The sequence below is a fragment of the Pseudomonas sp. CGJS7 genome (assembly GCF_036961695.1).
Window position 1 is genome coordinate 1 of sequence record NZ_JBAMDI010000084.1, and the last position, 26742, is coordinate 26742.

The following is a 26742-nucleotide window of genomic DNA, read 5'->3' on the forward strand; positions in this document are numbered from 1 at the left end:
CCAGAAGGTCAGATCAGGAAATCAGCACTCGATAGCGCTGACCGCCAGGCCGCCGCGCGAGGTCTCTTTGTACTTGTCGTGCATATCGGCGCCGGTATCGCGCATGGTGCGGATTACCTGGTCGAGGGAAATGAAGTGCTCACCATCGCCGCGCAACGCCATCTGCACCGCGTTGATGGCCTTCACCGCAGCAATCGCGTTGCGCTCGATGCAGGGCACTTGCACCAACCCGCCCACCGGGTCGCAGGTCAGGCCAAGGTTGTGTTCCAGGGCAATTTCAGCGGCGTTCTCAACCTGTGGCGGGGTGGCGCCGAGCACTTCGGCAAGCCCCGCTGCGGCCATCGCGCAGGCCGAGCCGACTTCCCCCTGGCAGCCCACTTCGGCACCAGAGATCGAAGCGTTCTTCTTGCACAGGATGCCCACAGCGGCGGCAGCCAGGAAGTAATCGACAACACTGGATTCATCCACCGCATCGCTGAAGCGCATGTAGTAATGCAGCACTGCCGGGATGATGCCCGCCGCGCCGTTGGTAGGCGCGGTCACCATGCGCCCACCGGCGGCGTTTTCTTCATTGACCGCCAAGGCAAACAGGTTGACCCATTCCATGGCACTCATGGTCGAGCCGATCACGTTGGGCTTGCCGATTTCCTGCAGGCTGCGGTGCAGCTTGGCGGCGCGGCGACGCACGTTCAGCCCGCCGGGTAGCGTGCCCTCGTACTTGAGGCCGTTGTTGACGCATTCCTGCATGGCTTCCCAGAGCTTGTGCAGGCCAGCGCGGATGTCTTCCTCGCTGCGCCAGACCTTCTCGTTGGCCATCATCAATTGCGACACGCTGAGGTCGTTTTGCTTGCACAGGCGCAGCAGTTCGGCGGCGCTGTTGAAGTCGTACGGCAGCACTGTCTGGTCAGCATCCAGCACACCGCTGGCGGCTTGGGCTGCATCGACCACAAAGCCGCCGCCCACCGAGTAATAGGTGTCGCGGTGCAACTCGCCCTGCTCGCCTTCGGCAATCAGGGTCATGGCGTTGGGGTGATAGGGCAGGTTCTCGTCCAGCAGCAGCATGTCGCGGGCCCAGACAAACTCGATGGGCAAGCGGCTATCCAGCTGCAGGGTGTTGGTTTCGCGCAGGTCGGCGATACGCGGCACGATCTGGGTCGGGTCAATGGCGTCAGGCCACTCGCCCATCAGGCCCATGATGGTGGCGTTGTCGGTGCCATGACCGATACCGGTGGCCGACAGCGAGCCATACAGGCGCACTTCGATCCGCTTTACACGTTCCAGCTCGCCGCGTTCTCGCAGGCCCTGAACGAACAGGGCGCCAGCACGCATGGGGCCGACGGTGTGGGAGCTGGAGGGCCCGACACCGATCTTGAACAGGTCGAACACGCTGATGGCCATTGTCGAATCACCTCTTGCTGGGCTTGTCTCTGCGCGCCATGCGCAGGGCGGCGTAGCTGCTAGGCTCAAACAGCGGGCCGCCTTGAATGCCAGCATCATCGGGCTTTTACCGCCCACCTCGCCGTCTGCAACCGACGTACTTTTGTCCAGCAGCGCCGCGCTGTTTTCAACCAGGAACTGCGCCCACCGCGCCGTTTTCCAGCGGCCTGGTGACGCAAAAATGCGCGCGAGGGGGTGGAAAAATCCATAAGCGACATCGCCCATACTGGATACGACCCGTTCCGTACTGGATACGACCCCACCAGTAGGCGATTGCCCGGCGCTGGAGGATTATCGAAAGCGACTCGTAAAGCACGGCCACGCATCCTGCCCTCTGCAGGCCTGGTCGACCGGACCCTCAGAAAGCCCGGCGACCCACGCGAACCCGAAGACAATATCTCAGGAGTCCATCCATGAAAGGTTCACCCTCGCTGTTGCTGGTTGCGTTGCTGTCCGCGCCATTGCTGGCCCAAGCAGCCGAACCCGAGCAATGTCAGACTGTACGCTTCTCCGATGTCGGCTGGACCGACATCACAGTCACGACCGCGACCACCAGCGTTGTGCTCGAAGCCCTGGGTTACAAAACCCACACCACCATGATCTCGGTACCGGTGACGTACAAGTCGCTGGCCACCGGCAAGGACCTGGACGTGTTTCTCGGCAACTGGATGCCGACCATGGAGAACGACATCAAGCAGTACCGCGATGCCGGCACGGTAGAAACCGTGCGCGCCAACCTGGAAAACGCCAAGTACACCCTGGCAGTCCCCCAGGCGCTGTACGACAAGGGCCTGAAGGATTTCAGCGACATTCCCAAGTTCAAGAAGGAACTGAACGGCAAGATCTACGGCATCGAACCGGGTAACGACGGCAACCGCACCATCCAGAGCATGATCGACAAGAACGCCTTTGGCTTGAAGGACGCCGGTTTCAAGATCGTGCAGTCCAGCGAGGCGGGCATGCTGTCGCAGGTTGATCGCGCGCAGAAACGCGGCGAGGCCTTGGTGTTCCTGGGCTGGGAGCCACACCCGATGAACACCCGCTTCAAGATGCAGTACCTGACCGGCGGGGACGAATTCTTCGGCCCCGACTTCGGCAAGGCGACCGTGCTGACAAACACCCGCAAGGGATATACGCAGGAATGCAGCAACGTTGGCCAACTGCTTAAGAACCTGTCGTTCGAGCTCAAGGATGAAAGCACCATGATGGGCTATGTCCTGGACGACAAGATGAAACCCGAAGCCGCCGCCAAGAAATGGATCAAGGACAACCCAGGCAAGCTGGATGCCTGGCTGGCCGGCGTTACCACCGTGGATGGCAAACCTGGCCTGGAGGCGGTCAAGGCCAAGCTTACGCAATAACGAACTACGCAGTAGCGCTACCTCGGGGCAGGACCGTGCCTGCCCCGGGTTGATTTCAATCTATGCAGGTGGAAGCTCGCTATCATGCTTATCGATCAGAAAATACCCCTGGGCCAGTACATCGCGTCGTTCGTCGAATGGCTGACCCAGAACGGCGCGAATTACTTCGACGCCATCGCGCAAGGCCTGGAGTTCATGATCCATGGCGTCACCAGCGCCCTGACTTTCTTCAACCCGTTCGTACTTATCGCCCTGTTCGCCGCCCTGGCGCATTTCATCCAGCGCAAGTGGGCACTGACCGCATTTGTCGCCCTGTCGTTCCTGCTGATCCTCAACCTGGGTTACTGGCAGGAAACCATGGAGACCCTGGCGCAGGTCACCTTCGCCACAGTGGTATGTGTGGTGATCGGCGTGCCTCTGGGCATCCTCGCTGCGCACAAGCCGATGTTCTATACCGCCATGCGCCCGGTGCTCGACCTGATGCAGACGGTGCCCACCTTCGTCTACCTGATCCCTACCCTGACCCTGTTCGGCCTGGGCGTGGTGCCGGGGCTGATCTCCACCGTGGTGTTCGCCATTGCCGCGCCCATTCGCCTGACCTACCTGGGCATCTGCGACGTGCCGCAGGAGCTGATGGACGCCGGCAAGGCCTTTGGCTGCTCGCGTCGTCAGCTGCTTACCCGTATCGAACTGCCGCACGCGATGCCAAGCATCGCCGCCGGTGTCACTCAATGCATCATGCTGTCGCTGTCGATGGTGGTCATTGCCGCCCTGGTTGGCGCTGATGGCCTGGGCAAACCTGTGGTCAACGCACTGAACACCGCCGATATCTCCCTGGGCTTCGAAGCGGGCCTGGCGATCGTGCTGCTGGCAATCATGCTCGACCGTATCTGCAAGCAACCGGAACTGCCGGTAAGGGGTGAGGCATGAGCATCATTCGTTTCGAAGACGTCGACGTCATCTTCTCCAACAAGCCGCGCGAGGCACTGGCGCTGCTGGACCAAGGCCAGACCCGCGAGCAGATCCTCAAGCAGACCGGCCTGGTGGTAGGTGTCGAAAAGGCCAACCTCGATATCAACAAAGGCGAGATCTGCGTGCTGATGGGCTTGTCCGGTTCGGGCAAGTCGAGCCTGCTGCGCTGCATCAACGGCCTCAACACTGTCAGCCGTGGCAAGTTGTTCGTCGAACACGAAGGCAAGCACATCGACATTGCCAACTGCTCCGCGGCCGAGCTGAAGATGATGCGCACCAAGCGCATTGCCATGGTGTTCCAGAAGTTTGCCCTGATGCCTTGGCTGACGGTGCGCGAGAACATCAGCTTCGGCCTGGAAATGCAGGGTCGCCCGGAAAAGGAACGGCGCAAGCTGGTCGACGAGAAGCTTGAGCTGGTGGGCCTGACCCAGTGGCGCAACAAGAAGCCGGATGAGCTGTCTGGCGGCATGCAGCAGCGCGTGGGCCTGGCCCGGGCGCTGGCGATGGATGCCGACATCTTGCTGATGGACGAACCGTTCTCGGCCCTGGATCCACTGATCCGCCAGGGCCTGCAAGATGAGCTGCTTGGCCTGCAGGCCAAGCTGAGCAAAACCATCGTGTTCGTCAGCCATGACCTGGACGAGGCGCTGAAACTGGGTACCCGCATTGCGATCATGAAAGACGGTCGGATCATCCAGTACAGCAAGCCGGAGGAGATCGTGCTGAACCCGGCCGACGAATACGTGCGCACCTTCGTCGCCCATACCAACCCGCTGAACGTGCTGTGCGGGCGCAGCCTGATGCGCAGCCTGGACAACTGCAAGCGGGTCAATGGCTCGGTGTGCCTGGACCCAGGTATCGATTCATGGCTGGACCTTGGCGAAGGCGGCGCGCTCAAGCGTGCACGCCAAGGCCAGAACGGGCTGGACATGCAGAAATGGGCACCGGGGCAAGATGTGGAGCTGCTGGAGCGCAGACCGACCGTGGTGCACGCCGACATCGGCATGCGTGAGGCACTGCAGATTCGTTATCAAACTGGCAACAAGCTGGTGCTGCAGGATAACGACAGGGTGGTGGGGATACTCGGGGATACCGAGCTTTACCACGCGCTGCTCGGCAAGAACCACGGGTGAGGCAATTGGGGCCGCTTCGCGGCCCTTCGCGGGCACGCCCGCTCCCACAGGTTAGGACTGCCCCCAAGAAGTTGGACACCAATCCAACTCTTGGGGGGCAGTCCAGGTTTGCTGAGATCTCTGTGGGAGCGGGCGTGCCCGCGAAGGGCTGCAAAGCAGCCCCGATCAATGGATCAGCGAACGACAATCCCGCGCGAAGCCATGTAGGCCTTGGCCTCCGGCACTGTGTACTCGCCAAAGTGGAAGATGCTGGCCGCCAGCACCGCGCTGGCATGCCCTTCCAGAATGCCGTCTGCCAAGTGCTGCAGGTTACCCACACCCCCCGAGGCAATCACCGGAATCCCCAGCGCATCACTGATAGCGCGGGTAACGCCCAGGTCGAAGCCGTTCTTCATGCCGTCCTGGTCCATGCTGGTCAGCAGGATCTCGCCAGCGCCCAGGCCTTCCATCTTCTTCGCCCACTCGACTGCATCCAGCCCGGTCGGCTTGCGCCCGCCGTGAGTGAAAATCTCCCAGCGCGGCGCTTCACCTGGCCCGGACACTTTCTTGGCATCGATGGCGACAACGATGCACTGCGAACCGAAACGGTCCGCCGCCTCACCGACAAACTCTGGGTTGAACACCGCGGCGGTGTTGATCGAGACCTTGTCGGCACCGGCGTTGAGCAGGTTGCGGATGTCCTGCACGGTCCGCACGCCACCACCAACCGTCAGCGGGATGAACACCTGGCTGGCCATGCGCTCGACGGTATGCAGCGTGGTGTCGCGCCCATCGACGCTGGCGGTGATGTCGAGAAAGGTGATTTCGTCGGCACCTTGCTCGTCGTAGCGACGGGCGATTTCCACCGGGTCGCCGGCATCACGGATGTTCTCGAACTTGACGCCCTTGACCACCCGGCCGTTGTCCACGTCCAGGCAAGGGATAATGCGCTTGGCCAATGCCATGGTTCAGTCCTCAGCCTTGGTAGTTGTCACAGAAGGTCTGGGCCTCAGCGACATCCAGGGTGCCTTCGTAGATGGCACGGCCGGTGATGGCGCCGATGATGCCCGGGGCCTTGGCGTCCAGCAGGGCCTTGATGTCGCCCAGGTTGTGAATGCCGCCCGAGGCGATCACCGGGATACGGGTGGCTTCAGCCAGTGCCTTGGTGAAGGGCACGTTGCAGCCCTGCATCATGCCGTCCTTGGCTATGTCGGTGTAGACGATCGCCGAGACGCCATCGGCCTCGAAACGCTTGGCCAGGTCGATGACCTGCACCGAGCTCACTTCGGCCCAACCGTCGGTGGCGACGAAACCGTCCTTGGCGTCCAGGCCGACGATGACCTTGCCCGGGAAGGCTTTGCACGCTTCAGCGACGAACTCGGGCTGCTTGACGGCCTTGGTGCCGATGATCACGTAGCTGACGCCAGCCTTGACGTAGTGTTCGATGGTTTCCAGCGAACGGATACCGCCGCCGATCTGGATCGGCAGGTTCGGGTAGCGCTTGGCGATGGCGGTAACCACTTCACCATTGACCGGCTGGCCTTCGAAGGCGCCGTTGAGGTCGACCAGGTGCAGGCGGCGGCAGCCACCCTCGACCCACTTGGCGGCCATGCTCACCGGGTCGTCGGAAAATACCGTAGAGTCTTCCATGCGGCCCTGGCGCAGGCGCACGCAAGCACCGTCCTTCAGATCGATAGCGGGGATAATCAGCATCTTGGGAACCTGTCTATTTGTTGGGTTTCAGGGCTTCTCGAGTGCCCACAGGTCGCTTTCGATGCTCTCGAACCGCTCCTTGAGGTGCAGCTGAACATCGGCAATCGCCCTGTTGTAGTAATGGGGTGCAATCTCTTTGCTGAACAGCTCGAGGACCTCGGCCACCTCGAACGACCCCAACTGCAGCTCGAAGCGGTCTTCGAGAAAACGCTTCAAGCTGTCGAGCGCTTCGCGCTCCTGCTCGGGGGCCAGGGTGATGGTCGGGGCTTTGGTCTTCGACCTGCTCATTTACCAGCGCCCGTCCCAGGCGATGAAGTTCTGCAGCAGCTGCAGGCCATGGGTATGGCTCTTCTCCGGGTGGAACTGCACGGCAAAACGCGAACCGTCGGCCAGCGCTGCGGCAAAGTCGACGCCATAGTGACCGCGACCCACCACCTGGCCCGGCTTGCCGGCATTGATGTAGTAGCTGTGCACGAAGTAGAAACGTGCGCGGTCAGGGATGTCGTGCCACAGCGGGTGGTCGATGGTCTGGCTGACTTCGTTCCAGCCCATGTGCGGCACCTTCAGGTGCTCGCCCTCTTCTTGCAGGTCTTTGCCGAAAAAGCGCACCTGGCCAGGGAACAGGCCAATGCAGTCGACGCCAGTGTTTTCCTCACTGTGCTCGAGCAGCGCCTGCATACCGACGCAGATGCCGAGGAACGGGCGGTCCTGGCTGACTTCGCGCACCAGGCTGTCGAAGCCCAGGCGGCGGATCTCGGCCATGCAGTCGCGAATCGCGCCCACGCCCGGGAACACCACACGGTCGGCCTCGCGGATCACTGAGGCATCGCTGGTAACCAGCACTTTACCTGCACCTACGTGCTCAAGCGCCTTGGCCACCGAGTGCAGGTTACCCATGCCATAGTCGATTACGGCTACCGTTTGCATTTACAGGCACCCTTTGGTGGAAGGCATCTGCCCGGCCATACGCTCGTCGAGGGTGATGGCCATGCGCAGGGCGCGGCCGAAAGCCTTGAATACGGTTTCGATCTGGTGGTGGGTATTGTGGCCACGCAGGTTGTCGATATGCAGGGTTACCAGGGCGTGGTTGACGAAGCCCTGGAAAAACTCCTGGAACAGGTCGACATCGAAGCCGCCAACGCTTGCACGGGTATACGGTACGTGCATCTGCAGGCCTGGGCGGCCAGAGAAGTCGATGACCACGCGTGACAGCGCTTCGTCCAGCGGCACGTAGGCGTGGCCGTAGCGGAAGATACCTTTCTTGTCACCGATGGCTTGGGCGAATGCCATGCCCAGGGTGATGCCGACGTCTTCGACGGTATGGTGATCGTCGATATGCGTGTCACCCTTGCACTCGATATCCAGATCGATCAACCCATGGCGGGCGATCTGGTCCAGCATGTGTTCAAGGAAGGGCACACCGATATCGAATCGGGCCTTGCCACTGCCATCGAGGTTGATCGAGCACTTGACCTGGGTTTCCAGGGTATTGCGCTCGACGGAAGCCTTACGTTCAACCATCACCAGCTCCGCAAAATCATTGGGCGAAAAGGGTTTCATTATAGGCCCAGAACGCGCCAGCTTGAAACGCGGATGACATATGGCAAAGCCAGGTTTTACGCGGGCTGGATGCCGCTACAGGTCTATACAACCACAACGGCCCGCTCCTGCATCTGCGAAAGGGGCGCAACGCGCCCCCCCCTGCTGATCAATGGAACAGCACAGCGGTCTTCTGCAAGGTCACCCAGACACCCCAGGCCAACGGCACGACCACCACCGCCCAGGCCAGCAGCACCAGTGGCAGGCTGCCTGGAGCCGCTTTCCACTCCAGCGACCGCGCCCCATCGGCGCCCTTGTCATGGCTCAACGCCCGCTCGGCCGCCAGTTCGGCATCACTCATGAAGTGCTTGTCGGCCACCGGGCGCACCAGCATGTTGCAGATAAAGCCCAGCACCAGCAGACCCGCGAGGATGTACAAGGTCATGTCATAAGCCGCCGCCCGCTCCACGCCCGCTGCCAGTTGATACTCGCGCAGGTAGGTGATCAGCACCGGCCCCAGCACCCCTGCTGCCGCCCAGGCGGTCAGCAGGCGGCCATGGATGGCACCCACCATCTGCGTGCCGAACAGGTCGGCCAGGTAGGCCGGCACGGTTGCAAAACCACCGCCATACATCGACAGGATGATGCAGAACGCTGCCACGAAAAGCGCCACGTTGCCCAGGTGCCCCATGTTCGGCACCAGGCTGTACAAGCCCACGCCCAAGGCGAAGAAGGCAAAGTAGGTGTTCTTGCGGCCGATGTAATCGGAGAACGATGCCCAGAAGAACCGGCCGCCAATGTTGAAAAGGCTCAGCAGGCCGGTAAAGCCGGCGGCGATCGCGGCAATCTGCGCCAGCTGCGCAGTGCTCAGCTGGCTGAAGGTCAGTTCGTTGCCCAGTAATTTACCGGCGAACACTTCCTGCAGCAGCGGTGACGCCATGCCCAAAATGCCGATGCCCGCCGACACGTTCAGGCACAGCACCAGCCAGATCAGCGCGAACTGCGGGGTCTTCCAGGCCACACTGACGTGCACATGACGGTCGGTGACCATGGCGTTACCGGCATTCTTCAACGGCGCAGCCCAGCCCTCAGGCTTCCAGCCGGTCGGTGGTACGCGATACGCCAGGGCGCCAGCGGTCATGAACACAAAGTAGATTGCCGCCATGGCGACAAAACTCTGCCATACGCCAACCTCGTGCTCATTGCCAAAATGCCCCATAAGCGCGGTGGCCAGCGGCGCCCCGACCATGGCCCCGCCGCCAAAGCCCATGATCGCCATACCGGTGGCCATGCCGCGTTTGTCCGGGAACCACTTGATCAAGGTCGACACGGGTGAGATGTAGCCCAGGCCCAGACCGATACCGCCAATCACGCCCGAGCCAAGCCACATCAGCCACAGCTGATGGGTTTTCACACCTATCGCCGAAAGCAGCATGCCACCGCACCAGCACAAGGCCGACACCAGGCCAGCCTTGCGCGGGCCGGCGTGCTCCAGCCAGCCGCCCAGCACCGCCGCCGAGCAACCGAGGAAGACGAAGAACAGGGTGTAGATCCAGCTCAGCATCGAGATTGGCCAGTCGCATTCGGCGCTGAACATCCGGGCCATGAAGCCCATGTCTGCCGCACAGGCGACGGGGGCGGTGATCCCCAGGGCTTGCGACAAAGGCAGCCAGAATACCGAGAAGCCGTAAGCCATACCGATGCACAGGTGAATGGCCAAGGCAGCTGGCGGGACCAGCCAGCGGTTGAAGCCCGGGCGGGCGATTATGCGTTCCTTCGACAGGAAGCCTGGCTCACTGGCCGAGCTTCCCGTCGCGACGGTACTGGTCATGAATCTGATCCTTGTTATAGGGAGGGTGCTCGCAAAGCGGCGCAAGGGTAGCAGCATCAGGCAGCATGAAAGCAATCTGCCATCGTTCATTTTCGCCTGACTGAAACGGTCATGTTCCCGGCAAAAGCTCAATATTAGGCTGTCGAAAGCCGTACCCTCTGATGCAGGCGTAGGAATTTCCTACATCTCTAGTCGTACAAGCAGGGGTAACCGCTACAGCGTTATACTCTGCCGCCTGAACTCACTAACGGACTAAAAGGACTCGCCCATGAAAGCGTTCGGCAAAATCCTGGGGCTGGGGCTTCTCGGGTTACTGCTGATCATCGTGGCGCTGGGCTTCGCCCTGACCCACCTCTTTGATCCCAACGACTACAAAGACGAGATTCGCCAGCTGGCACGCGACAAGGCGCACGTCGAACTGACCCTCAACGGTGACATCGGCTGGAGCCTGTTCCCGTGGCTGGGCCTGGAGCTGCACGAAGCCAGCATCGCCACCCTGAACAAACCCAAGGAACCGTTCGCCGACCTGCAGATGCTTGGCCTTTCGGTCCGTGTGCTGCCGCTGCTGCGCCGCGAAGTGCAAATGAGCGACGTACGTGTCGAGGGCCTGAACCTGACCCTGGCGCGTGACGAACAGGGTCATGGCAACTGGGAGGACATCGGCAAGCCGCTGCCCGCGCAGAATGGCGCAAGCACCGATGCATCCGCACAGGCACCTGCCGAGCAGACGCCTGCGACCACCAACAGCAACGACCGCGCCATCAAGCTGGACATCGACAGCCTGACCGTGAACAACGCCCGCGTGCAGTACACCGATGCCAAGACCGGCCACAGCTACAGCGCCGAAAGCATCCAGCTGAGCACCGGCCCAATCCATGAAGGCGCAAACATTGCGCTCAAGGCCAGCGCCTTCATCAGCGCCAGCCAGCCGAGCATCAAGGCCCGTACCGAGCTGGCTGGCGAATTGCGCTTCGACCGCAAGCTCAAGCGCTACAACTTCGAAGACATGCGCCTGTCGGGCGAGACCTCGGGTGAGCCTACCGGCGGCAAGACCGTGACCTTCGCCGCCCAAGGCCAACTGCTGGTCGACCTGGCCGCCAATGTCGCCTCGTGGAACGGCCTGAAACTTTCGGCCAACCAACTGCGCGCCCTCGGTGAGCTGAACCTGCGTGATCTGGACAAGGCACCCCAGCTGAGCGGCGGCCTGTCCATCGCCCAGTTCAACCTGCGCGCCTTCCTTGAAAGCATTGGCCACCCGCTGCCGGCCACCAACGACCCGGCCGCCTTCGCCAAGCTGGAGCTGGTGACTCGCCTGCAGGGCACACCCAGCAGCCTGGCCCTGGAAGACCTGGCAGTGAAGCTGGACGACAGCACCTTCAGCGGCCGCGTGGCCGTCGAAGATTTCGCCAAACAAGCCCTGCGCCTGCAGCTTAAGGGCGACACCTTCGACGCCGACCGCTACCTGCCGGCCAAGAGCGAAGAAGCCAAGGGCGCCACCGCTGCGCGCCAGGCCGAGGTCAAGCAACAAGAGGCCAGCGCCGTAGCCGGTGCCGGCACCACACCACTGCCCAACGCCCCAACACAAGTGGCATGGAGCGACGACAAGCTGCTGCCGGTCGACCGTCTGCGCGCCCTCGACCTGCAGGCCGACCTGGCCTTCGGCTCGTTGACCCTGGATAAGCTGCCGATCGAGAGCGCCCAGCTCAAGGCCGTTGGCCAAGGCGGCCTGTTGACCCTGCAAACCCTGCGCGGAGAGCTGTACAACGGCACCTTCGAAGCCAAGGGCACGGTCGACGTGCGCCCTGCCGTGCCACAGCTGGGTGTGAACACCAATATCCAGCGGGTGCCGGTGGAACACTTCATCAAGACCGAAGGCAAGGAACAGACGCCGCCGGTCAAGGGCCTGCTGACCCTGACCAGTGATCTGACAGCCACCGGTAACAGCCAGAAAGCACTGGTCGACACCCTGAACGGCAGCGCAAACTTCGCCATCAACGATGGCGTGCTGGTCAATGCCAACCTGGAACAGCAGCTGTGCCAGGCCATCGCCACGCTCAATCGCAAGACGCTGAGCAGCGAACCACGCGGCAAGGACACCCCGTTCCAGGAGCTGCGCGGCAGCCTGGTAGTACGCAACGGCGTCGCCAGCAACCCGGACCTCAAGGCGCGCATCCCGGGTCTGACCGTCAATGGCCATGGTGACCTCGACCTGCGCGTGCTGGGCATGGACTACAACATCGGCATAGTCGTCGAAGGCGACCAGCGTGCCATGCCGGACCCGGCCTGCCAGGTCAACGAACGTTATGTGGGTGTTGAAGTCCCCCTGCGCTGCCGTGGTCCGCTGGAACTTGGCGCAAAGGCCTGCCGCCTGGACCAGAACGGCCTGGGCAAGGTTGCCGCCAAGCTGGCCGGCAACCGCCTGAAAGACAAGATCGATGAAAAACTTGACGAAAAACTTGGAGACAAAGTGAGCCCGGAACTGAAAGACGCGCTCAAGGGGCTGTTCAACCGATGAGCCCCGAGCAGTTCTCCAGCGCAGTGCTGGACTGGTATGACGAGCACGGCCGGCACGACCTGCCCTGGCAACAGGGCATCACGCCGTACCGGGTGTGGGTGTCGGAAATCATGTTGCAGCAGACCCAGGTCAGCACCGTGCTCAATTACTTCGACCGCTTCATGCAGGCCCTGCCAACCGTGCAAGCCCTGGCCGAGGCACCGGAGGACGAAGTGCTGCACCTGTGGACGGGCCTGGGCTACTACACCCGCGCACGCAACCTGCAAAAGGCCGCCAAGGTCGTCGTCGAACAACATGGCGGCGAATTCCCGCGCAGTGTCGAGCAGCTTACCGAGCTGCCCGGCATTGGCCGCTCCACTGCCGGCGCCATCGCCAGCATCAGCATGGGCATCCGCGCACCGATCCTCGACGGCAACGTCAAGCGCGTGCTGGCACGCTACACCGCCCAGGCCGGCTACCCTGGCGAACCCAAGGTTGCCAACCAGCTATGGGCCACCGCCGAGCGCTTTACCCCGCAACAACGCGCCAACCACTACACCCAGGCGATGATGGACATGGGCGCCACGCTGTGCACGCGCAGCAAGCCCAGTTGCCTGATCTGCCCGTTGCAGCGCGGCTGCGAAGCGCACCTGCACGGCGAAGAAACCCGCTACCCCGAGCCCAAGCCACGCAAGGCTCTGCCGCAACGGCGCACACTGATGCCACTGCTGGCCAACCACGAAGGTGCCATCCTGCTTTATCGACGCCCTTCCAGCGGCCTTTGGGGGGGCTTGTGGAGCCTGCCGGAGCTGGACGACATCGCCCAACTCGACGACCTGGCCTACCAGCACGGCCTGCGCCTGGCTGGCCGCCACGCCATGGACGGCCTGACCCATACCTTCAGCCACTTCCAGCTGGCGATCGAGCCCTGGCTCGTGCACGTCGACCCGGTCGGCGAGCACGTGGCCGAGGCCGACTGGCTCTGGTATAACCTCGCCACCCCGCCGCGCCTGGGCCTCGCCGCCCCGGTGAAAAAGCTGCTTGAACGCGCGGCCGACGAACTGATCGCAGGAGACGCCCGATGACCCGCACCGTGATGTGCCGCAAATACCAAGAAGAACTGCCAGGCCTGGAACGCCCGCCCTATCCCGGTGCCAAGGGCCAGGACATCTTCGAACACATCTCGCAGAAAGCCTGGGCCGACTGGCAGAAGCACCAGACCATGCTGATCAACGAGAAGCGCCTGAACATGATGAACGCCGAGGACCGCAAATTCCTCCAGGCTGAGATGGACAAGTTTTTCGCCGGCGAAGAATACGCCCAGGCCGAAGGCTACGTTCCACCGGCCGAATGACCCCAAAAATCGTAAGCGACGGAATTAATTTAAAATTTTTTCAAAAAGTCGTTGACGAGCGGTCCGGAAATCTATTTAATTCACCTCGTCGCCCAGATAGCTCAGTCGGTAGAGCAGAGGATTGAAAATCCTCGTGTCGGCGGTTCGACTCCGTCTCTGGGCACCACCTTCAAGCTTCTGGTGGTTGCAAAGTTACCCGAAGCGACAACAAGAAACCCGCCTAGTGCGGGTTTTTTGTTGTCTGTGATTTTTAACTTCAGGCGGCTTCGAAGAACACCAGATTTCACAACGCAACCTGAAGGCTCGCCATGCAATCGAGAAACCCGCAGCCTAAGCAGACTGCGGGCCAACCCTTACTCGTCCGACATGGAACGAAGATGATTGAATGCGTCCTCGGTCATGTGCCCCATGTAGGAGATGCTGTGCAACTGAAGGTGGCCGTGTTGCTTGCCTTTTTCGATAATGGCGGCGATGTCAGCCTTTGTAATCCTTTGCTCGTCGCAACCGGCGAAACCGGTTGGATAGTAAACCCTGCCATCGTCCGTGTAGCCGTACAGGGTGACCAGATAAAAGTGCTTCATGACTCCTCCTTTGTAGCGCAAACGTGCGCATCACTCACAGACGCCGAATTGGCGCAGTGACAGGCTGCCAGCCAGCATGGCTGGCAGCAGGAGAGAAGCTACGCAGGGCCCACGGTCCGCATAATCTGGATATGTATCCCACAGACATCTCAAGCTGCAGCGCCCAGGCGCGCTGCTTGGGTTTATCGGGCAATTGCGCTTCAATACGCGCACTTTCAGACACACCCAAGGATTTCCCCATGGCCACCCCCACCAAGCAACAGAAACGCGCCAAGCGCGCCGCCAGCAAGGCCAAGCAGAACCGCATGGTTCGCAGCGGCCAAGCGGTCAAGGCCAGTGCCGGCGACAGCGCCAGCGTCGAGCAGGTGTACAACAAGGCCATGGAGTCGGGCAGCTACGACGCGATGTTCAACAAGATGAAGGAAGCTCAGGAAGGCGGCCTGGTGCCAATGATCTCGGTGTTCCTGGTGGATCCGCTGCTCGCCCTGGTGCTCAAGGGGCACAAGGAAGAACACGCCACCGACTACATCGTGCTGGTGTTCAACGCCTACCGCAAATGGCTGGACGGCGCTGACGAAGAGACCACCATGGCCTGGCTGGAGAGTGATGAGTTCCAAGACGCCTATATCGCCGCTTCCGAACTGGTGGCCAAACAGCAGCAACAGCAGAAGCAGTTCGGCTGACAGGGCCATATAACCTGTTGCGCCCCCTGTAGGAGCGGGTTTACCCGCGAATACGATGGCGGCTGCAACGGTGATTAGCCAAGGAAATTGGCCAGCAGCCCGGCCCTTTCGCGGGTAAACCCGCGCCTACGGGCCTGTGGTGAACCTGCGGGCTTGCCCGCGAAAGGGCCATCACAGGCCACAAAAAAAGGCCGCACCCTTCACAGGGCGCGGCCTTCTCATTTCAGCCAGCGCCGATCAGCTGTCCAGCGCCGCCCGCCCGGCAGCCTCGCGCTTGCGGTGCACCAGCAAGCCAGCCGCCACCACACCAATACTCAGCAGCGCAGTCGCAATGATCTCCGCACGGTGATCCTCACGCAGCGCCATGACCACCAGAATGGCAACGATGAAGGCAATGGTCGCCCAGGTCAGGCCCGGGAACAGCCACATCTTGAAGGTGATCTTCTCGCCGCGGGCTTCACGCTGGGCGCGCATGCGCAGCTGCGAAACGGCAATCACCAGGTACACCAGCAGCGCGATGGCGCCAGAGCTGGCCAGCAGGAACTCAAACACCTGGGCCGGTGCCACGAAGTTGGCGAACACGCAAAGGAATGCCGCTGCGGTGGACAGCAGTACCGCCACATGCGGGGTCGCCGCCTTGGTGGTGCGCTGGGCGATGGCCGGAGCATCACCACGCTTGCTCAGCGAGAACAACATGCGCGAAGAAGTGTACAGCGCCGAGTTCAGGCAGCTGGTCACGGCAATCAGCACGACAATGTCGACGATCAGCTTGGCATTCGGCACACCGATACGGCTCAGCACGGTCTGGTAGGAGCCCGTCTCGGCAAGGGCCGGGTCGTTCCACGGCACCAGGGCCACGACCAGGAAGATCGACACCAGGTAGAACAGGCAGATACGCCAGATTACCGAGTTGGTGGCACGGCTGATCTGCTTGCCCGGGTCCTTCGACTCGGCAGCGGCGATGGTGACGATTTCGGTACCCATGAACGAGAACATGGTGGTCAGCATGGCTGCCAGCACCGCGCCCAGGCCGTTGGGCATGAAACCCTGGGTATCGAACAGGTGGCTGGCACCGCTCACCTGGCTGCTCGGTACAAAGCCGAACAAAGCAGCACAGCCCACGGCGATGAAGCCGATGATCGCCAGCACTTTGAGCAGGGCAAACCAGAACTCGAACTCACCGTAGTTCTTCACACTGCACAGGTTGGTAAGTGTCAGTGCCAGGGTAATGACGAGGGAGAACGCCCACAGGTCAACCGCCGGGAACCAGGCATGCAGAATGGCTGCGGCGGCGTTGGCCTCCAGCGGAATCACCAGCACCCAGAACCACCAGTACAGCCAGCCAATGGTGAAACCGGCCCAGCGCCCGATGGCACGGTCGGCATACGTAGAGAACGAACCGGTGTCAGGCGAGGCGACTGCCATTTCACCCAACATACGCATGACCAGCACGACCAGCGTACCGGCGGCAGCGTAAGCCAGCAGCACGGCAGGGCCGGCCGCTGCGATGGCGTGGCCGGAGCCTACGAACAGGCCGGCACCGATGACGCCAGCGATGGACAGCATGGTCACATGCCGTTGTTTGAGCCCCTGAGCGAGGTCATTGGAATTGTTACCGCTCATTGAAACTACCTTTGTAAGGAGTGGACCACGCCGACTGCGAGTACAGAGCGCGCCAGGGTTGACCTAGGCGTCGCTGCAATCGGCGGTTTCCAACTGGCAATAAGCGCGCCATATGACGAATGCACTCGTCAGAAAATTCTGCAGGCCTTTTAGGATGCGGCCTGGAGGGCTTTCGGCCATTGCATGACCGAAAGGGCATCAAATCAGCGGATTACTGAAATACCCACTTACAAATGCACCAAAGGTGCTCCTCGGTAACACCTGTGCACCACTGCAATGCCAAAAAGTGCAACCCATGGGTACAACCTTGTGACATCAACATGGCATTCTTGGGTGAACCCGTTTCCATTGCCAAAAGGTCGGGTTTACCCCTCCAATGGGTCAAAACAGCTTCCATGAGCCGGCCAAAGCTGGCACCATCGCGCCTTTTTTCATCAAGGCTCTGGTGCTGGGCGACACCTTCGCGGACATCTGCGCGACGTTACGCTGTAGCGATGCGACAAACTGCCCCACCAGCGCCCCCAGTCCCCGGCGACCCTGTTGGCCGTCATAATGCCGCTATGCTAGCTTGGCGCACGCCAGGAAGGCCGCCAACAGCTGGGAACGCACCCGAACACATGAGGACCGCACATGGCTCAGGCCACGCCCGCGCTGGAAATCCGCAATTTGCACAAACGCTACGGCGAGCAGGAAATTCTAAAGGGCATTTCGCTGACCGCTCGCGACGGTGACGTGATCTCCATCCTGGGGTCGTCCGGCTCCGGCAAGTCCACCCTGCTGCGCTGCATCAACCTGCTCGAGAACCCGCACCAGGGCGAAATCCTGGTCGCCGGCGAAGCTCTCAAGCTCAAAGCCGCCAAGAATGGCGACCTGATCGCAGCCGACAACCGCCAGATCAATCGCCTGCGCAGCGAAATCGGCTTTGTCTTCCAGAATTTCAACCTGTGGCCGCACATGTCGATCCTCGACAACATCATCGAGGCGCCACGCCGCGTGCTCGGCCAAAGCAAGGCCGAGGCCATCGAAGCCGCCGAAGCGCTGCTGAACAAGGTCGGCATCTACGACAAACGCCACAGCTACTCCGCCCAGCTTTCCGGTGGCCAGCAACAGCGCGCCGCCATTGCCCGTACCCTGGCCATGAAGCCCAAGGTCATCCTGTTCGACGAGCCCACTTCGGCGCTCGATCCGGAAATGGTCCAGGAAGTGCTTAACGTTATCCGCGCATTGGCCGAAGAAGGCCGTACCATGCTGCTGGTGACGCACGAGATGAGCTTTGCCCGCCATGTGTCCAGTGAAGTCGTCTTCCTGCACCAGGGCCTGGTCGAAGAGCAGGGATCGCCGCAGCAGGTCTTCGAAAACCCGACCTCGGCGCGTTGCAAGCAATTCATGTCCAGCCACCGCTAACGGAGCAATACATGCACACCTACAAGAAGTTTCTCCTGGCAGCTGCTGCCACGCTGGTGATGTCGGCAAACGCCATGGCCGCAGAAAAACTGCGCATGGGCATCGAAGCCGCCTACCCACCGTTCAACAACAAGGATGCCAGCGGTAACGTGGTTGGCTTCGACAAAGACATTGGCGACGCCCTGTGCGCCAAGATGAAAGTCGAGTGCTCGGTCGTTACCTCCGACTGGGACGGCATCATCCCGGCCCTGAACGCCAAGAAGTTCGACTTCCTGGTGTCGTCGCTGTCGATCACCGACGAACGCAAGCAGGCTGTGGACTTCACCGATCCGTACTACTCCAACAAGCTGCAGTTCATCGCGCCGAAAAACGTCGACTTCAAGACCGACAAAGCGTCGCTCAAGGGCAAGGTCATCGGCACCCAGCGCGCCACCCTGGCCGGCACCTACCTTGAAGATAACTACCCGGATGTCGATATCAAACTCTACGACACCCAGGAAAACGCCTACCTTGATCTGGTTTCCGGTCGTATCGACGGCATCCTGGCCGACAAGTACGTGCAGTACGAGTGGCTGAAAAGCAAAGACGGCTCGAACTTCGAGTTCAAGGGCGAGCCGGTGATGGACAGCGACAAGATCGGCATTGCCGTGCGCAAAGGTGACACCAAGCTGCGCGACGACCTGAACAAAGCCCTGGCAGAAATCAAAGCCGACGGTACGTACAAGAAAATCAACGACAAGTACTTCCCGTTCAGCATCGAATGATCCGCCCTGACCGGCGCGCCCTTGCGGCGCGCCAGTCCCTAATATGACCTGCCCATGAATATCGACCTGCACGGATTCGGTCCGGCCATGATGGCCGGCACCCTGATGACCGTAAAACTGGCGCTTTGCGCCTTGCTGCTGGGGCTGGTCCTGGGCCTGCTCGGCGCCCTGGCCAAGACCTCCCCGCTCAAGCCGCTGCAATGGCTTGGCGGCTTCTACTCGACCCTGGTTCGCGGCGTGCCCGAACTGCTGTGGGTACTGCTTATCTATTTCGGCACCGTCGGGCTCATGAACAGCCTCGGCGAAGCCCTGAACATGCCGGGCCTTGAGCTAAGCGCCTTCGCCGCGGGCGTGATCGCCCTGGGCCTGTGCTTTGGCGCCTACGCCACCGAAGTGTTCCGTGGCGCCATCCTGGCGATCCCCAAAGGCCACCGCGAAGCTGGCCTGGCGCTGGGCTTGTCCAAGGGCCGCATCCTCTCGCGGATCATCCTGCCGCAGATGTGGCGCATCGCCCTGCCCGGCCTTGGCAACCTGTTCATGATCCTGATGAAGGACACCGCCCTGGTATCGGTAATCGGCCTTGAAGAAATCATGCGTCATTCGCAGATCGGCGTGACCGTGACCAAAGAGCCGTTCACCTTCTACATGGTCGCGGCCTGCATCTACCTGGGCCTGACCGTGCTTGCCATGACCGGTATGCATTTCATGGAAAAACGCGCCGCTCGCGGCTTTGCGAGGGCTGAATAATGAATTGGGAAGTCATCTTCAAATGGCTGCCACGCCTGGCCGAGGGTGCGGTCCTGACCCTGGAGCTGGTGGCCATTGCCGTGGTTGCAGGGTTGATCCTGGCCATCCCGCTGGGCATCGCCCGTTCCTCGCGCCACTGGTACGTGCGCGCGGTGCCGTTCAGCTACATCTTCTTCTTCCGTGGCACGCCGCTGCTGGTGCAGTTGTTCCTGGTCTATTACGGCCTGGCGCAGTTCGATGCAGTGCGCTCCAGTTCGCTGTGGCCGTACCTGCGCGATCCGTTCTGGTGCACGGTGCTGACCATGACCCTGCACACCGCCGCGTACATTGCCGAGATCCTGCGTGGCGCGCTGCAGTCGATCCCCAAAGGTGAGATCGAAGCGGCCCGGGCGCTGGGCATGTCGCGGGGCAAGGCGCTGTTCTACATCATGCTGCCACGCGCTGCGCGCATCGGCCTGCCGGCGTACAGCAACGAAGTGATCCTGATGCTCAAGGCCAGTGCCCTGGCCAGTACCGTGACCCTGCTGGAGCTGACCGGCATGGCCCGTACCATCATCGCCCGCACCTACCTGCCGGTGGAAATCTTCTTCGCCGCAGGCGTGTTCTACCTGGTGATCTCGTTCATGCTGGTGCAAGGCTTCAAGCTGCTGGAGCGCTGGTTGCGCGTGGATGCCTGCCAAGGCCGCTGACATCTCCTAGCCTTCTTCGCGGGCACGCCCGCTCCTACAACAGGCCTATGCTGAACCTTCGTAGGAGCGGGTTTACCCGCGAATAGGCCCTCAACCCCAACACACATCCCGATGCCCAGCCCCCTCCACAACCACCACCTAAGCACCCGCTTCCAGGCCCTCGACCAGTTCCTGATCGAGCACCAACAGCTGTGGAAACCCCGCCCCTTCACCACCCTGCAACTGGCCTGGGAAACCCCCCACCCAGAGCTTGCCGCCCACCTGCGCCAATGTTCCCTGGCAGACGCCGAAGCCGACAGCGCCGCTGACCGCTTGCCTGCCCCATTCCCGCAACTGGCCGAACAAGCCCGACTGCTCGCCACGCTCGGCAGCCTTGCGCAAACCGACCTGCCACCTGCCGCCCACCGCTTGGACGTCGCCGTCCCCGGCCGCAAATGGCAGCAGATCGAAGCCTTCGCCAGCCACCTGGCCTTCCGCGAGCAGCCCCGCCACTGGCTGGACTGGTGTTCTGGCAAAGGCCACCTCGGCCGTCGCCTGCTGCAACCCGGGCAACACCTGACCTGCCTGGAGTACGACGCCGACCTGGTCGCTGCCGGTCAGGCCCTGAGTGCACACCACCACTTGCAAGCACAGCACGTACATCAGGATGTGATGGCCAGCGACAGCGCTCGCCACCTGGCTGACGATAAAAGCGTGGTTGCCCTGCATGCCTGTGGCGATCTGCATGTACGCCTGATGCAACTGGCCAGCCAGCAAGGTTGCCGGCAACTGGCCATAGCCCCGTGCTGCTACAACCGCATCGCCGCGCAGCAGTACCAGGCGTTGTCCACAGCCGCGCAGGCGTCGAGCCTGCAGCTGTCGCTGGACGACCTGGGCCTGCCCTTGAGCGAAACCGTCACTGCCGGCGCCCGCGTGCGGCGCCAGCGTGACACCTCGATGGCCCGGCGCCTGGGCTTCGACCTGCTGCAACGCCAGCAGCGCCAGAGCGATGAATACCTGCCGACACCTTCCCTGCCGGTGGCCTGGCTGGAGAAGCCCTTCGAGCAATACTGCCGTGACTTGGCTGAACTGAAGCAATTGCCAGTGAGCGGCGACCCGGACTGGGCAATGTTGGAAGCTGCGGGCTGGCAACGCCTGGCCGAGGTCCGCAACCTCGAGCGCGTACGCAACCTGTTCCGTCGGCCACTGGAGCTGTGGCTGGTACTCGATCGCGCCCTGTTCCTCGAAGAGCAAGGCTATGACGTGCGCCTGGGCCTGTTCTGCGATTACCCACTGACCCCGCGCAACCTGCTCATTCTTGCGGAACGCGACGGTTAGCCGCAGTACAACCTGTGGATAAGTCTGTGAACAAGCTTGTGATTACCTGTTGGATCCAAGCGCTATTTCAAGCGCTTGGCTTATTCCTGCTTGCGGCTGCAGCCCAGTAAAAACAGGCGTTTGCGCAAAGACCAGCGGCGTAGCGATCCGGCATGCCTTTCGCTCAGGTCCCAAATGCCACTTGTGCATAAACATTTCTTGTGGTTAGCGCAAGCGGCTTTTGTGGGAGCGGCCTTGCGTCGCGAAAGGGCCGCAAAGCGGCCCCCGTTTTCAGCGCAATCTCTGAAATCGCCGGGGCTGCTCTGCAGCCCCATTCGCGACGCAAGGCCGCTCCCACAAATGACCGCGTCAATGCCTAATGCGCCTTGCCCTTGGCAATCTCGATATCGTTCATCAGCGCCTTGGCCATGTCGCAAAGGTAATCGGCTGCACCCAGGAATTTATGGTCGTCCTCCATATCCCCCTCGCGCACCAGGTGCTTGATGTAGCCCATCAGGATCGAGACATGCTCGTAGGCCGCGTCGACGGGGACGCCGGGCTCTACGCGTAGCAGATTGAGGGATGGGTTACCGGCTGCGAGGAAGGTTTCCACGCCTGCGGTTGTGATTGGTTTGGGGCTGTTGGGATCAGAATCGATCGTTTTCACTTTTCAAACTCCCTAGTTCAAAAGGAGTTGCCGTGTTCATTCTTTCTCACGGAACAAAGGCGGCAACCGTGCACGAGGTGAGAAACCGAGTGAACGTAGGAAGCTCGGCCAGACCAAGGTCTGCCCGCGCACAGTCGCCATTACGCAGCCGATACGTTCAAAGTCGGGTTCTCACACCCGGTCGCCAGAGCGACCCGAAAACGGTATCCGTGAGCCACTTCCCCGACAACAGCGTTACTTCGGCGGCGCGCGTAGGATACTTCCGAAGCATCCAAACCCTGAAGCTTTTGACCCCATGGTTCAGAATTCCCTTACACAGATAACCCGGCTTACCCGCCCCCGTGTAGGAGCGGGTTCACCCGCGAAGAGGCCATACCAGACAACACAAGGCTAATGCTCCACCGCCGCAACGGTGTATCATCCGCCCCCCAAATCATTAAAAAGTGACGTCGCGCGCTGCCCGCCAGCCCCGCGACCTTCTGGCGTTGCGCCAGAACCGACAATGGACCACCGGACCTGAGCATCGTGACCCGAGCCAACCCCCTCGCCCTGCTGACCTTCGCCCTGGCCCTGACCGGCTGCGCCGGCGGCACCTCGCCCCACCCCAACAGCAACCTGGGCTGGAACCACCCCGGCATGCAGCTGGGCGGCGACAAAGGCCTGCCCCTGCGCACAGAAGCCCCATGCCGCAAGCGCGGCTGCGACAACGACAAGCTGTTTTTCAACCCGGGCAAAAGCGAGCCTAGCGTCACCACCATGCACCGCGGCTGGTAGGAAAATTCTTCTTTTAGGCCGGTGACTTAGGTCTTTTGCGAACATTCGCAAGGAAGTGGTTTACAGGCGCCAAACGATCGCTATAATGACGCCCCATTGCCGGTATAGCTCAGATGGTAGAGCAACTGACTTGTAATCAGTAGGTCCCGGGTTCGATTCCTGGTGCCGGCACCATACGCAGTATCAAAAAAGGCTCACCGAAAGGTGGGCCTTTTTTGTTTTCGGCTAGGAGGTATGACTCAAATGGCGGACTCCCCCAGCCTTGCGCAAGACGCTGTGCACTCAGCTTGCTCACGCTACGGGGCAACCGCCGCGGCGACTCGGCCGTAGAGCTGCCTCAACAATCCCATAGCGCTCTTCCAGGCTGCACCGTCGCACAGAGTAAAAGATTCAAAAGCACGCCGCGTCGTCTGTAGGAGCGGCCTTATGTCGCGGAGGGCCGCAAAGCGGCCCCGGCAATCTCAGGCCAGAATAGCGAAAGCTCAAGCCCTCCGAGATGGCTCAAAAAGCCCTGTCAGGCGGCTTTCTGCTCCAAACTCTCCCAACCTAGGCAAGCTAGCGCCAATGTGCGTGGTACCGCTTCACGACCACTGCTGTAGCGGCTGATGCTACGGGGGCTGACTCCCAGCGCTTCGGCAGCCTGGTCGAGCGTCCGGTTGGAGTTATCCACAGAACAGCATGAAGCTCTTTCGCGCAGCCACGCGGCTAAGGGCCCAAACTAGATGAACAACTTCTGGGCCACGATCAGCTGGGACAACGGGGTCTGTGGAAACCCGATGACTCCACGTAGGAATACGTTTTATCCACAGGCGCTAATCACCTGAAAATGCATTTCTTGACGACCATTGTCCACAAGCGTTGACTGCTGTTTCTAATGCTGCCGGGGCAGCAAAATTTGGCCTGGAGCCGGGAAAGCCACACCGCAACCGGAGTGGTTCAAGCCGAGTAGGATCCGCATCCGACAGTTCGTACGTTCACTACCTATGTGATGCCGAAGAGCTTGGCTGCTCAACTAACCCAGCATTCGCGTAGACGCGCGATTTAGGATGTTTTGAACAGCTCGATTGCTCGGAGGGTTTTCACAAAGCCTCGGTCGATACCCGCCATTCGCCAGTGAGCGCTCTCGACCCAAAGCCAATGCCCGGTGGCTAATTTCAGAAGTCGTATCGCGTGTTCAACATCACATTGCGCGGTTCACCGTAGTACCCGCTGTAGAACGTGGTGTCCAACGCACTGATGTACTTCTTGTCAAACAGGTTGTTCACGTTGAGCGTGGTGGAAAGCTGGTCGGTGAGCTGATAGCGGGCCATGAGGTTGACCACGGTAAATTGCGATTGCTTGGCCTTGACCGTGCCCATCGCCGTGCTCGGCGTAACGGTTATGTGGGTGCCGCTTTGCCAGTTCGCGCCACCGCCAACGGTCAGCCGATCGAAATCGCCCGGCAGCCGGTAGGTGCTCCACAGCTTCACCATGTTGGCAGGGGCTTCGGTGTTCAAGCGCTCGCCGTCGCGATCCTTGGTGATGCCATGGTTGTAGCTGGCGGAAACATTCCAGCCAGGCATCAGCTCGCCATTGGCTTCGACTTCAAAGCCACGGGTAGTCGCCCCGCTTACTGCCTTATAGGCGGCGGTAGAGCCATCGTTGTTGACGGTCTTGCCTTCGTCGAGTACAGCAAGGTTGTCTTGCTTGATCTCGTACGCCGCGATACTGGTGTTCAACAGGCCACCAAAGAATTCGCTCTTCAAACCTATCTCGTAGTTGTCACCTTCACGCGGTTCAAGGGTCGAGCCATCGGCGTCACGCACGCTCTGTGGTTTGAAAATGCTGGTCCAACTGGCATAAACCGAGTGCACGTCGTTGAGGTCGTAAACCACGCCTGCATAGGGTGTCACCACGCCGTTTTCCTTGTAATCCGTCGTGCGATTGCTGCGTGGCGTCGCCGGGTAGGTCAGGTCGTAGTCGTAGTTATACTTGTTGACGCGCGCACCGAGGATCACCGACAAGTTGTCGGTCGGGCGCAGCCGAGTGGCAATGTAGGTGCCACTCTGGTGAATGACGGTGTCGCCATCGTAGAGCTTGCCGCCACCCATGACAGGTTGGTTGGTGTAGTTGTCCCATTCGTAGAAATTGACGAAGGTCCCTTCGATCCCGGTACCACGGGTGGGCGTATGGCGATTCTCGTAACGCGAATAGTTGTAGCCAACGATCAGCTCGTGCTGGCGGCCGAAGAGCTGGAAGGGGCCTTGTGCCTGCAGGTCTACGCCGGTCTGTTTCTGCCAGGTGCTGCCCGCGCCACCGTACAGACGCACGCCAGCGCCCGTGTTCTCGTCAGGGAAGCCCCAGCTGGCGGTGGCCAGCTTGTAGTCGTCACGCTTGATGTACATGCGGTTCACGGAAGCCTTCAAGCTCCAGTCATGAGCCAGCTTCTGCTCGATGCTTGCGAAAGTGTTGAGGGCATCTTGCGGGTTGTGGCTCCAGCGTGCGGCACTGTTGGTCGAGCGAGAGAAATCGGTCTGTTTGCCATTGCTGTAGAACAGTGGGAAGGCCACGGATGACGAGCCTTGCGGGTTATTCTTCTGGTAGTCGGCGCCGACGGTAAGCAGGGTGGTATCGGTCAGGTCGGCTTCGAGGACACCATAGAAAATCTGCTTTTCTTGTGAATAGTGGTCAACGAAACTGTTGTTCTGCTGGTACGCCGCGACCATGCGGCCACGCACGTTACCGGCTGGGGTCAGCGGGCCGGACAGGTCGACTTCGGTGCGATACTTGTCCCAAGAGCCCACTCCAGCGGTGATGTGGCCTTTGAATTGATCAGTAGGGCGTTTGCGCACCAGATTGATGGTGGCCGAAGGGTCTCCCGCGCCGGTCATCAGGCCAGTCGCACCGCGCAGCACTTCGACACGGTCGTAGATGGCCATGTCCGCAAGGCTTTGCGCCGACATTTGCGTTGCGATATCCAGCGTCGTCGGAATGCCATCGAATTGGTAATTATCTACCGAGTACCCACGTGAATAGATGTTGAAGCGTTCGCTCCCCAGGCTCTGCACCGACAGCCCAGGCGTCTGCTGCAGCACTTCGGTAATGTCATTGAGCCCCTGGTCATCCATGCGCTGGCGAGTGATCACGCTCACCGACTGCGGCGTTTCACGTATCGACAGGTTCATCTTGGTAGCGGTGCTGCTTAGCCCTGTGGTGTACGAGCCTGTCCCTTCTGTGGTTGCACCTAATGACCGCGAATTGATCGACGTCACCCCCAGCTCCAACGCCCCGCTCGGCTCAGCGGCCTGCATCAGCAGGTAGTTGCCGCTGTCGGTCCTGAACACGTTCAGACCGGTGCCAGCCAGTAACCTGGCAAAGCCCTGCTCCACGTTGAAACTGCCCTTGACCCCAGGACTGGTCTTGCCGGCCGTTAGGCTGGCATCGATCGATAAAGGGATACCAGCCTGGCGACCAAACTGGCTGAGTGCCAGGTCGAGCGGGGCCGCATCAATGTCGAAACGAATGATGCTACTGGCCGCCGGCTGGGCCAGTGCGGCATTGGTACCAGACAGGCTGCACAGGGTCAGGCCAGTGGCGAAGGCCAGGTGGATGGCGCGGGCCAGCGGGGTGATTCGATGCGTCATGTGGAACGTCCGAAAGGGTCAGAGGAACCGCGGTATTGGCGGGGTATGCCCTGAAGCCAATCGAGAACGAAAAAACTG

The 26742-nt window shown here is 61.1% G+C and carries 24 protein-coding genes, 2 tRNA genes and 1 pseudogene; 15 read left to right on the forward strand and 12 right to left on the reverse strand.

Annotated elements, in window-relative coordinates:
• Positions 1-21 precede the first annotated feature (21 nt).
• Positions 22-1398 carry an L-serine ammonia-lyase gene (locus tag V7787_RS35265; RefSeq protein ID WP_010951662.1) on the reverse strand — a complete coding sequence of 459 codons (1377 nt, stop codon included), beginning with the start codon at positions 1396-1398 and terminating at the stop codon, positions 22-24.
• A gap of 452 nt (positions 1399-1850) precedes the next feature.
• Between V7787_RS35265 and V7787_RS35270 the strand changes: the two genes are divergently transcribed.
• The 3 genes from V7787_RS35270 to choV all read left to right on the forward strand — a co-directional run bounded on the left by V7787_RS35270 (position 1851) and on the right by choV (position 4903).
• Positions 1851-2798 carry a choline ABC transporter substrate-binding protein gene (locus V7787_RS35270; RefSeq protein ID WP_014589371.1) on the forward strand — a complete coding sequence of 316 codons (948 nt, stop codon included), beginning with the start codon at positions 1851-1853 and terminating at the stop codon, positions 2796-2798.
• An 81-nt stretch (positions 2799-2879) separates the two neighbouring features.
• Positions 2880-3728: a choline ABC transporter permease subunit gene (gene choW / locus V7787_RS35275; protein ID WP_172830946.1), complete on the forward strand. Its 849-nt coding sequence runs from the start codon at positions 2880-2882 to the stop codon at positions 3726-3728.
• Complete coding sequence (gene choV / locus V7787_RS35280) at positions 3725-4903, forward strand: choline ABC transporter ATP-binding protein (protein ID WP_010951660.1); 1179 nt, start codon at positions 3725-3727, stop codon at positions 4901-4903. The genes choW and choV overlap by 4 nt, the downstream gene beginning before the upstream one ends.
• A gap of 173 nt (positions 4904-5076) precedes the next feature.
• Here choV and hisF read toward each other — a convergent pair whose 3' ends face one another.
• The 6 genes from hisF to V7787_RS35310 form a co-directional block, all read right to left on the reverse strand.
• On the reverse strand, positions 5077-5847 hold the full coding sequence (gene hisF, locus V7787_RS35285; protein WP_003255729.1) for an imidazole glycerol phosphate synthase subunit HisF: 771 nt from the start codon (positions 5845-5847) through the stop codon (positions 5077-5079).
• Positions 5848-5857: 10 nt separating this feature from the next.
• Entirely contained in the window at positions 5858-6595 is a 738-nt protein-coding gene (hisA, locus tag V7787_RS35290) for a 1-(5-phosphoribosyl)-5-[(5-phosphoribosylamino)methylideneamino]imidazole-4-carboxamide isomerase (RefSeq protein ID WP_064490893.1), read from the reverse strand.
• Positions 6596-6622: 27 nt separating this feature from the next.
• The gene (locus V7787_RS35295; protein ID WP_064490892.1) at positions 6623-6883 is read right to left on the reverse strand and encodes a DUF2164 domain-containing protein; all 261 of its coding nucleotides are present in this window, start codon (positions 6881-6883) and stop codon (positions 6623-6625) included.
• Positions 6884-7522, reverse strand: a complete 639-nt coding sequence (hisH, locus tag V7787_RS35300; RefSeq protein ID WP_014589369.1) for an imidazole glycerol phosphate synthase subunit HisH — start codon at positions 7520-7522, stop codon at positions 6884-6886.
• The gene (hisB, locus tag V7787_RS35305; RefSeq protein WP_003255736.1) at positions 7523-8116 is read right to left on the reverse strand and encodes an imidazoleglycerol-phosphate dehydratase HisB; all 594 of its coding nucleotides are present in this window, start codon (positions 8114-8116) and stop codon (positions 7523-7525) included.
• Between the two features lie 187 nt (positions 8117-8303).
• Positions 8304-9965, reverse strand: a complete 1662-nt coding sequence (locus tag V7787_RS35310; RefSeq protein ID WP_064490891.1) for an OFA family MFS transporter — start codon at positions 9963-9965, stop codon at positions 8304-8306.
• A gap of 268 nt (positions 9966-10233) precedes the next feature.
• Between V7787_RS35310 and V7787_RS35315 the strand changes: the two genes are divergently transcribed.
• The 4 genes from V7787_RS35315 (at position 10234) to V7787_RS35330 (ending at position 13979) form a co-directional block, all read left to right on the forward strand.
• Positions 10234-12480 (forward strand): AsmA family protein, encoded by a 2247-nt coding sequence (locus tag V7787_RS35315; protein WP_064490890.1) that lies wholly within the window; start codon positions 10234-10236, stop codon positions 12478-12480.
• Entirely contained in the window at positions 12477-13544 is a 1068-nt protein-coding gene (gene mutY, locus V7787_RS35320) for an A/G-specific adenine glycosylase (protein WP_010951654.1), read from the forward strand. The genes V7787_RS35315 and mutY overlap by 4 nt, the downstream gene beginning before the upstream one ends.
• Positions 13541-13813 carry an oxidative damage protection protein gene (locus V7787_RS35325; RefSeq protein WP_003255742.1) on the forward strand — a complete coding sequence of 91 codons (273 nt, stop codon included), beginning with the start codon at positions 13541-13543 and terminating at the stop codon, positions 13811-13813. Before mutY ends, V7787_RS35325 begins: the two co-directional genes overlap by 4 nt.
• A gap of 90 nt (positions 13814-13903) precedes the next feature.
• Positions 13904-13979: transfer RNA gene (locus V7787_RS35330), tRNA-Phe, on the forward strand.
• 187 nt (positions 13980-14166) lie between these two features.
• Here V7787_RS35330 and V7787_RS35335 read toward each other — a convergent pair.
• A complete protein-coding gene (locus V7787_RS35335) occupies positions 14167-14394 on the reverse strand; it encodes a hypothetical protein (protein WP_019439077.1) in 228 nt (75 codons plus the stop codon).
• A 239-nt stretch (positions 14395-14633) separates the two neighbouring features.
• Between V7787_RS35335 and V7787_RS35340 the strand changes: the two genes are divergently transcribed.
• Positions 14634-15077, forward strand: coding sequence for a hypothetical protein (locus V7787_RS35340; protein ID WP_014589364.1), 444 nt, complete (start codon positions 14634-14636; stop codon positions 15075-15077).
• A 237-nt stretch (positions 15078-15314) separates the two neighbouring features.
• On the opposite strand, the gene gabP is transcribed toward V7787_RS35340, so the two are convergent.
• Complete coding sequence (gabP, locus tag V7787_RS35345; RefSeq protein WP_020190016.1) at positions 15315-16700, reverse strand: GABA permease; 1386 nt, start codon at positions 16698-16700, stop codon at positions 15315-15317.
• A 630-nt stretch (positions 16701-17330) separates the two neighbouring features.
• On the opposite strand from gabP, the gene V7787_RS35350 reads away from it, so the two are divergent.
• From V7787_RS35350 to V7787_RS35370, 5 genes are all read left to right on the forward strand, one after another.
• Positions 17331-18104, forward strand: a complete 774-nt coding sequence (locus V7787_RS35350) for an ABC transporter ATP-binding protein (protein ID WP_336092051.1) — start codon at positions 17331-17333, stop codon at positions 18102-18104.
• Positions 18105-18115: 11 nt separating this feature from the next.
• Positions 18116-18868 carry an ABC transporter substrate-binding protein gene (locus tag V7787_RS35355; RefSeq protein ID WP_021782626.1) on the forward strand — a complete coding sequence of 251 codons (753 nt, stop codon included), beginning with the start codon at positions 18116-18118 and terminating at the stop codon, positions 18866-18868.
• A gap of 54 nt (positions 18869-18922) precedes the next feature.
• The gene (locus V7787_RS35360) at positions 18923-19615 is read left to right on the forward strand and encodes an ABC transporter permease (protein WP_003255749.1); all 693 of its coding nucleotides are present in this window, start codon (positions 18923-18925) and stop codon (positions 19613-19615) included.
• Positions 19615-20304 (forward strand): ABC transporter permease, encoded by a 690-nt coding sequence (locus V7787_RS35365; RefSeq protein ID WP_014589362.1) that lies wholly within the window; start codon positions 19615-19617, stop codon positions 20302-20304. Before V7787_RS35360 ends, V7787_RS35365 begins: the two co-directional genes overlap by 1 nt.
• A 111-nt stretch (positions 20305-20415) precedes the next feature.
• Positions 20416-21621 (forward strand): methyltransferase, encoded by a 1206-nt coding sequence (locus V7787_RS35370; RefSeq protein ID WP_336092053.1) that lies wholly within the window; start codon positions 20416-20418, stop codon positions 21619-21621.
• Between the two features lie 355 nt (positions 21622-21976).
• On the opposite strand, the gene V7787_RS35375 is transcribed toward V7787_RS35370, so the two are convergent.
• Complete coding sequence (locus V7787_RS35375; protein ID WP_003255753.1) at positions 21977-22267, reverse strand: DUF3077 domain-containing protein; 291 nt, start codon at positions 22265-22267, stop codon at positions 21977-21979.
• 525 nt (positions 22268-22792) lie between these two features.
• Between V7787_RS35375 and V7787_RS35380 the strand changes: the two genes are divergently transcribed.
• Together V7787_RS35380 and V7787_RS35385 are read left to right on the forward strand one after the other, a co-directional pair.
• Complete coding sequence (locus V7787_RS35380; RefSeq protein WP_010951646.1) at positions 22793-23041, forward strand: hypothetical protein; 249 nt, start codon at positions 22793-22795, stop codon at positions 23039-23041.
• A 98-nt stretch (positions 23042-23139) separates the two neighbouring features.
• Positions 23140-23215 (forward strand) — tRNA-Thr (locus V7787_RS35385).
• Positions 23216-23555: 340 nt separating this feature from the next.
• Here V7787_RS35385 and V7787_RS35390 read toward each other — a convergent pair.
• Positions 23556-23747 (reverse strand): annotated as a pseudogene (locus V7787_RS35390) (helix-turn-helix domain-containing protein); the annotation flags it as partial.
• Between the two features lie 448 nt (positions 23748-24195).
• Positions 24196-26664, reverse strand: coding sequence for a TonB-dependent siderophore receptor (locus V7787_RS35395; RefSeq protein ID WP_064491787.1), 2469 nt, complete (start codon positions 26662-26664; stop codon positions 24196-24198).
• Positions 26665-26742: the final 78 nt, after the last annotated feature.

Excerpts from the sequence above, each read along its gene's own strand:
- V7787_RS35360 (WP_003255749.1), top strand. The coding sequence starts at position 18,923 with ATGAATATCGACCTGCACGGATTCGGTCCGGCCATGATGGCCGGCACC.
- V7787_RS35340 (WP_014589364.1), top strand. The coding sequence starts at position 14,634 with ATGGCCACCCCCACCAAGCAACAGAAACGCGCCAAGCGCGCCGCCAGC.
- V7787_RS35315 (WP_064490890.1), top strand. The coding sequence starts at position 10,234 with ATGAAAGCGTTCGGCAAAATCCTGGGGCTGGGGCTTCTCGGGTTACTG.
- hisH (WP_014589369.1), bottom strand. The coding sequence starts at position 7,522 with ATGCAAACGGTAGCCGTAATCGACTATGGCATGGGTAACCTGCACTCG.
- mutY (WP_010951654.1), top strand. The coding sequence starts at position 12,477 with ATGAGCCCCGAGCAGTTCTCCAGCGCAGTGCTGGACTGGTATGACGAG.
- V7787_RS35365 (WP_014589362.1), top strand. The coding sequence starts at position 19,615 with ATGAATTGGGAAGTCATCTTCAAATGGCTGCCACGCCTGGCCGAGGGT.
- V7787_RS35270 (WP_014589371.1), top strand. The coding sequence starts at position 1,851 with ATGAAAGGTTCACCCTCGCTGTTGCTGGTTGCGTTGCTGTCCGCGCCA.
- V7787_RS35350 (WP_336092051.1), top strand. The coding sequence starts at position 17,331 with ATGGCTCAGGCCACGCCCGCGCTGGAAATCCGCAATTTGCACAAACGC.
- hisF (WP_003255729.1), bottom strand. The coding sequence starts at position 5,847 with ATGGCATTGGCCAAGCGCATTATCCCTTGCCTGGACGTGGACAACGGC.
- V7787_RS35335 (WP_019439077.1), bottom strand. The coding sequence starts at position 14,394 with ATGAAGCACTTTTATCTGGTCACCCTGTACGGCTACACGGACGATGGC.
- V7787_RS35325 (WP_003255742.1), top strand. The coding sequence starts at position 13,541 with ATGACCCGCACCGTGATGTGCCGCAAATACCAAGAAGAACTGCCAGGC.
- V7787_RS35265 (WP_010951662.1), bottom strand. The coding sequence starts at position 1,398 with ATGGCCATCAGCGTGTTCGACCTGTTCAAGATCGGTGTCGGGCCCTCC.
- hisA (WP_064490893.1), bottom strand. The coding sequence starts at position 6,595 with ATGCTGATTATCCCCGCTATCGATCTGAAGGACGGTGCTTGCGTGCGC.
- V7787_RS35295 (WP_064490892.1), bottom strand. The coding sequence starts at position 6,883 with ATGAGCAGGTCGAAGACCAAAGCCCCGACCATCACCCTGGCCCCCGAG.
- gabP (WP_020190016.1), bottom strand. The coding sequence starts at position 16,700 with ATGAGCGGTAACAATTCCAATGACCTCGCTCAGGGGCTCAAACAACGG.
- V7787_RS35395 (WP_064491787.1), bottom strand. The coding sequence starts at position 26,664 with ATGACGCATCGAATCACCCCGCTGGCCCGCGCCATCCACCTGGCCTTC.
- hisB (WP_003255736.1), bottom strand. The coding sequence starts at position 8,116 with ATGGTTGAACGTAAGGCTTCCGTCGAGCGCAATACCCTGGAAACCCAG.
- V7787_RS35370 (WP_336092053.1), top strand. The coding sequence starts at position 20,416 with ATGCCCAGCCCCCTCCACAACCACCACCTAAGCACCCGCTTCCAGGCC.
- V7787_RS35355 (WP_021782626.1), top strand. The coding sequence starts at position 18,116 with ATGCACACCTACAAGAAGTTTCTCCTGGCAGCTGCTGCCACGCTGGTG.
- V7787_RS35310 (WP_064490891.1), bottom strand. The coding sequence starts at position 9,965 with ATGACCAGTACCGTCGCGACGGGAAGCTCGGCCAGTGAGCCAGGCTTC.
- choV (WP_010951660.1), top strand. The coding sequence starts at position 3,725 with ATGAGCATCATTCGTTTCGAAGACGTCGACGTCATCTTCTCCAACAAG.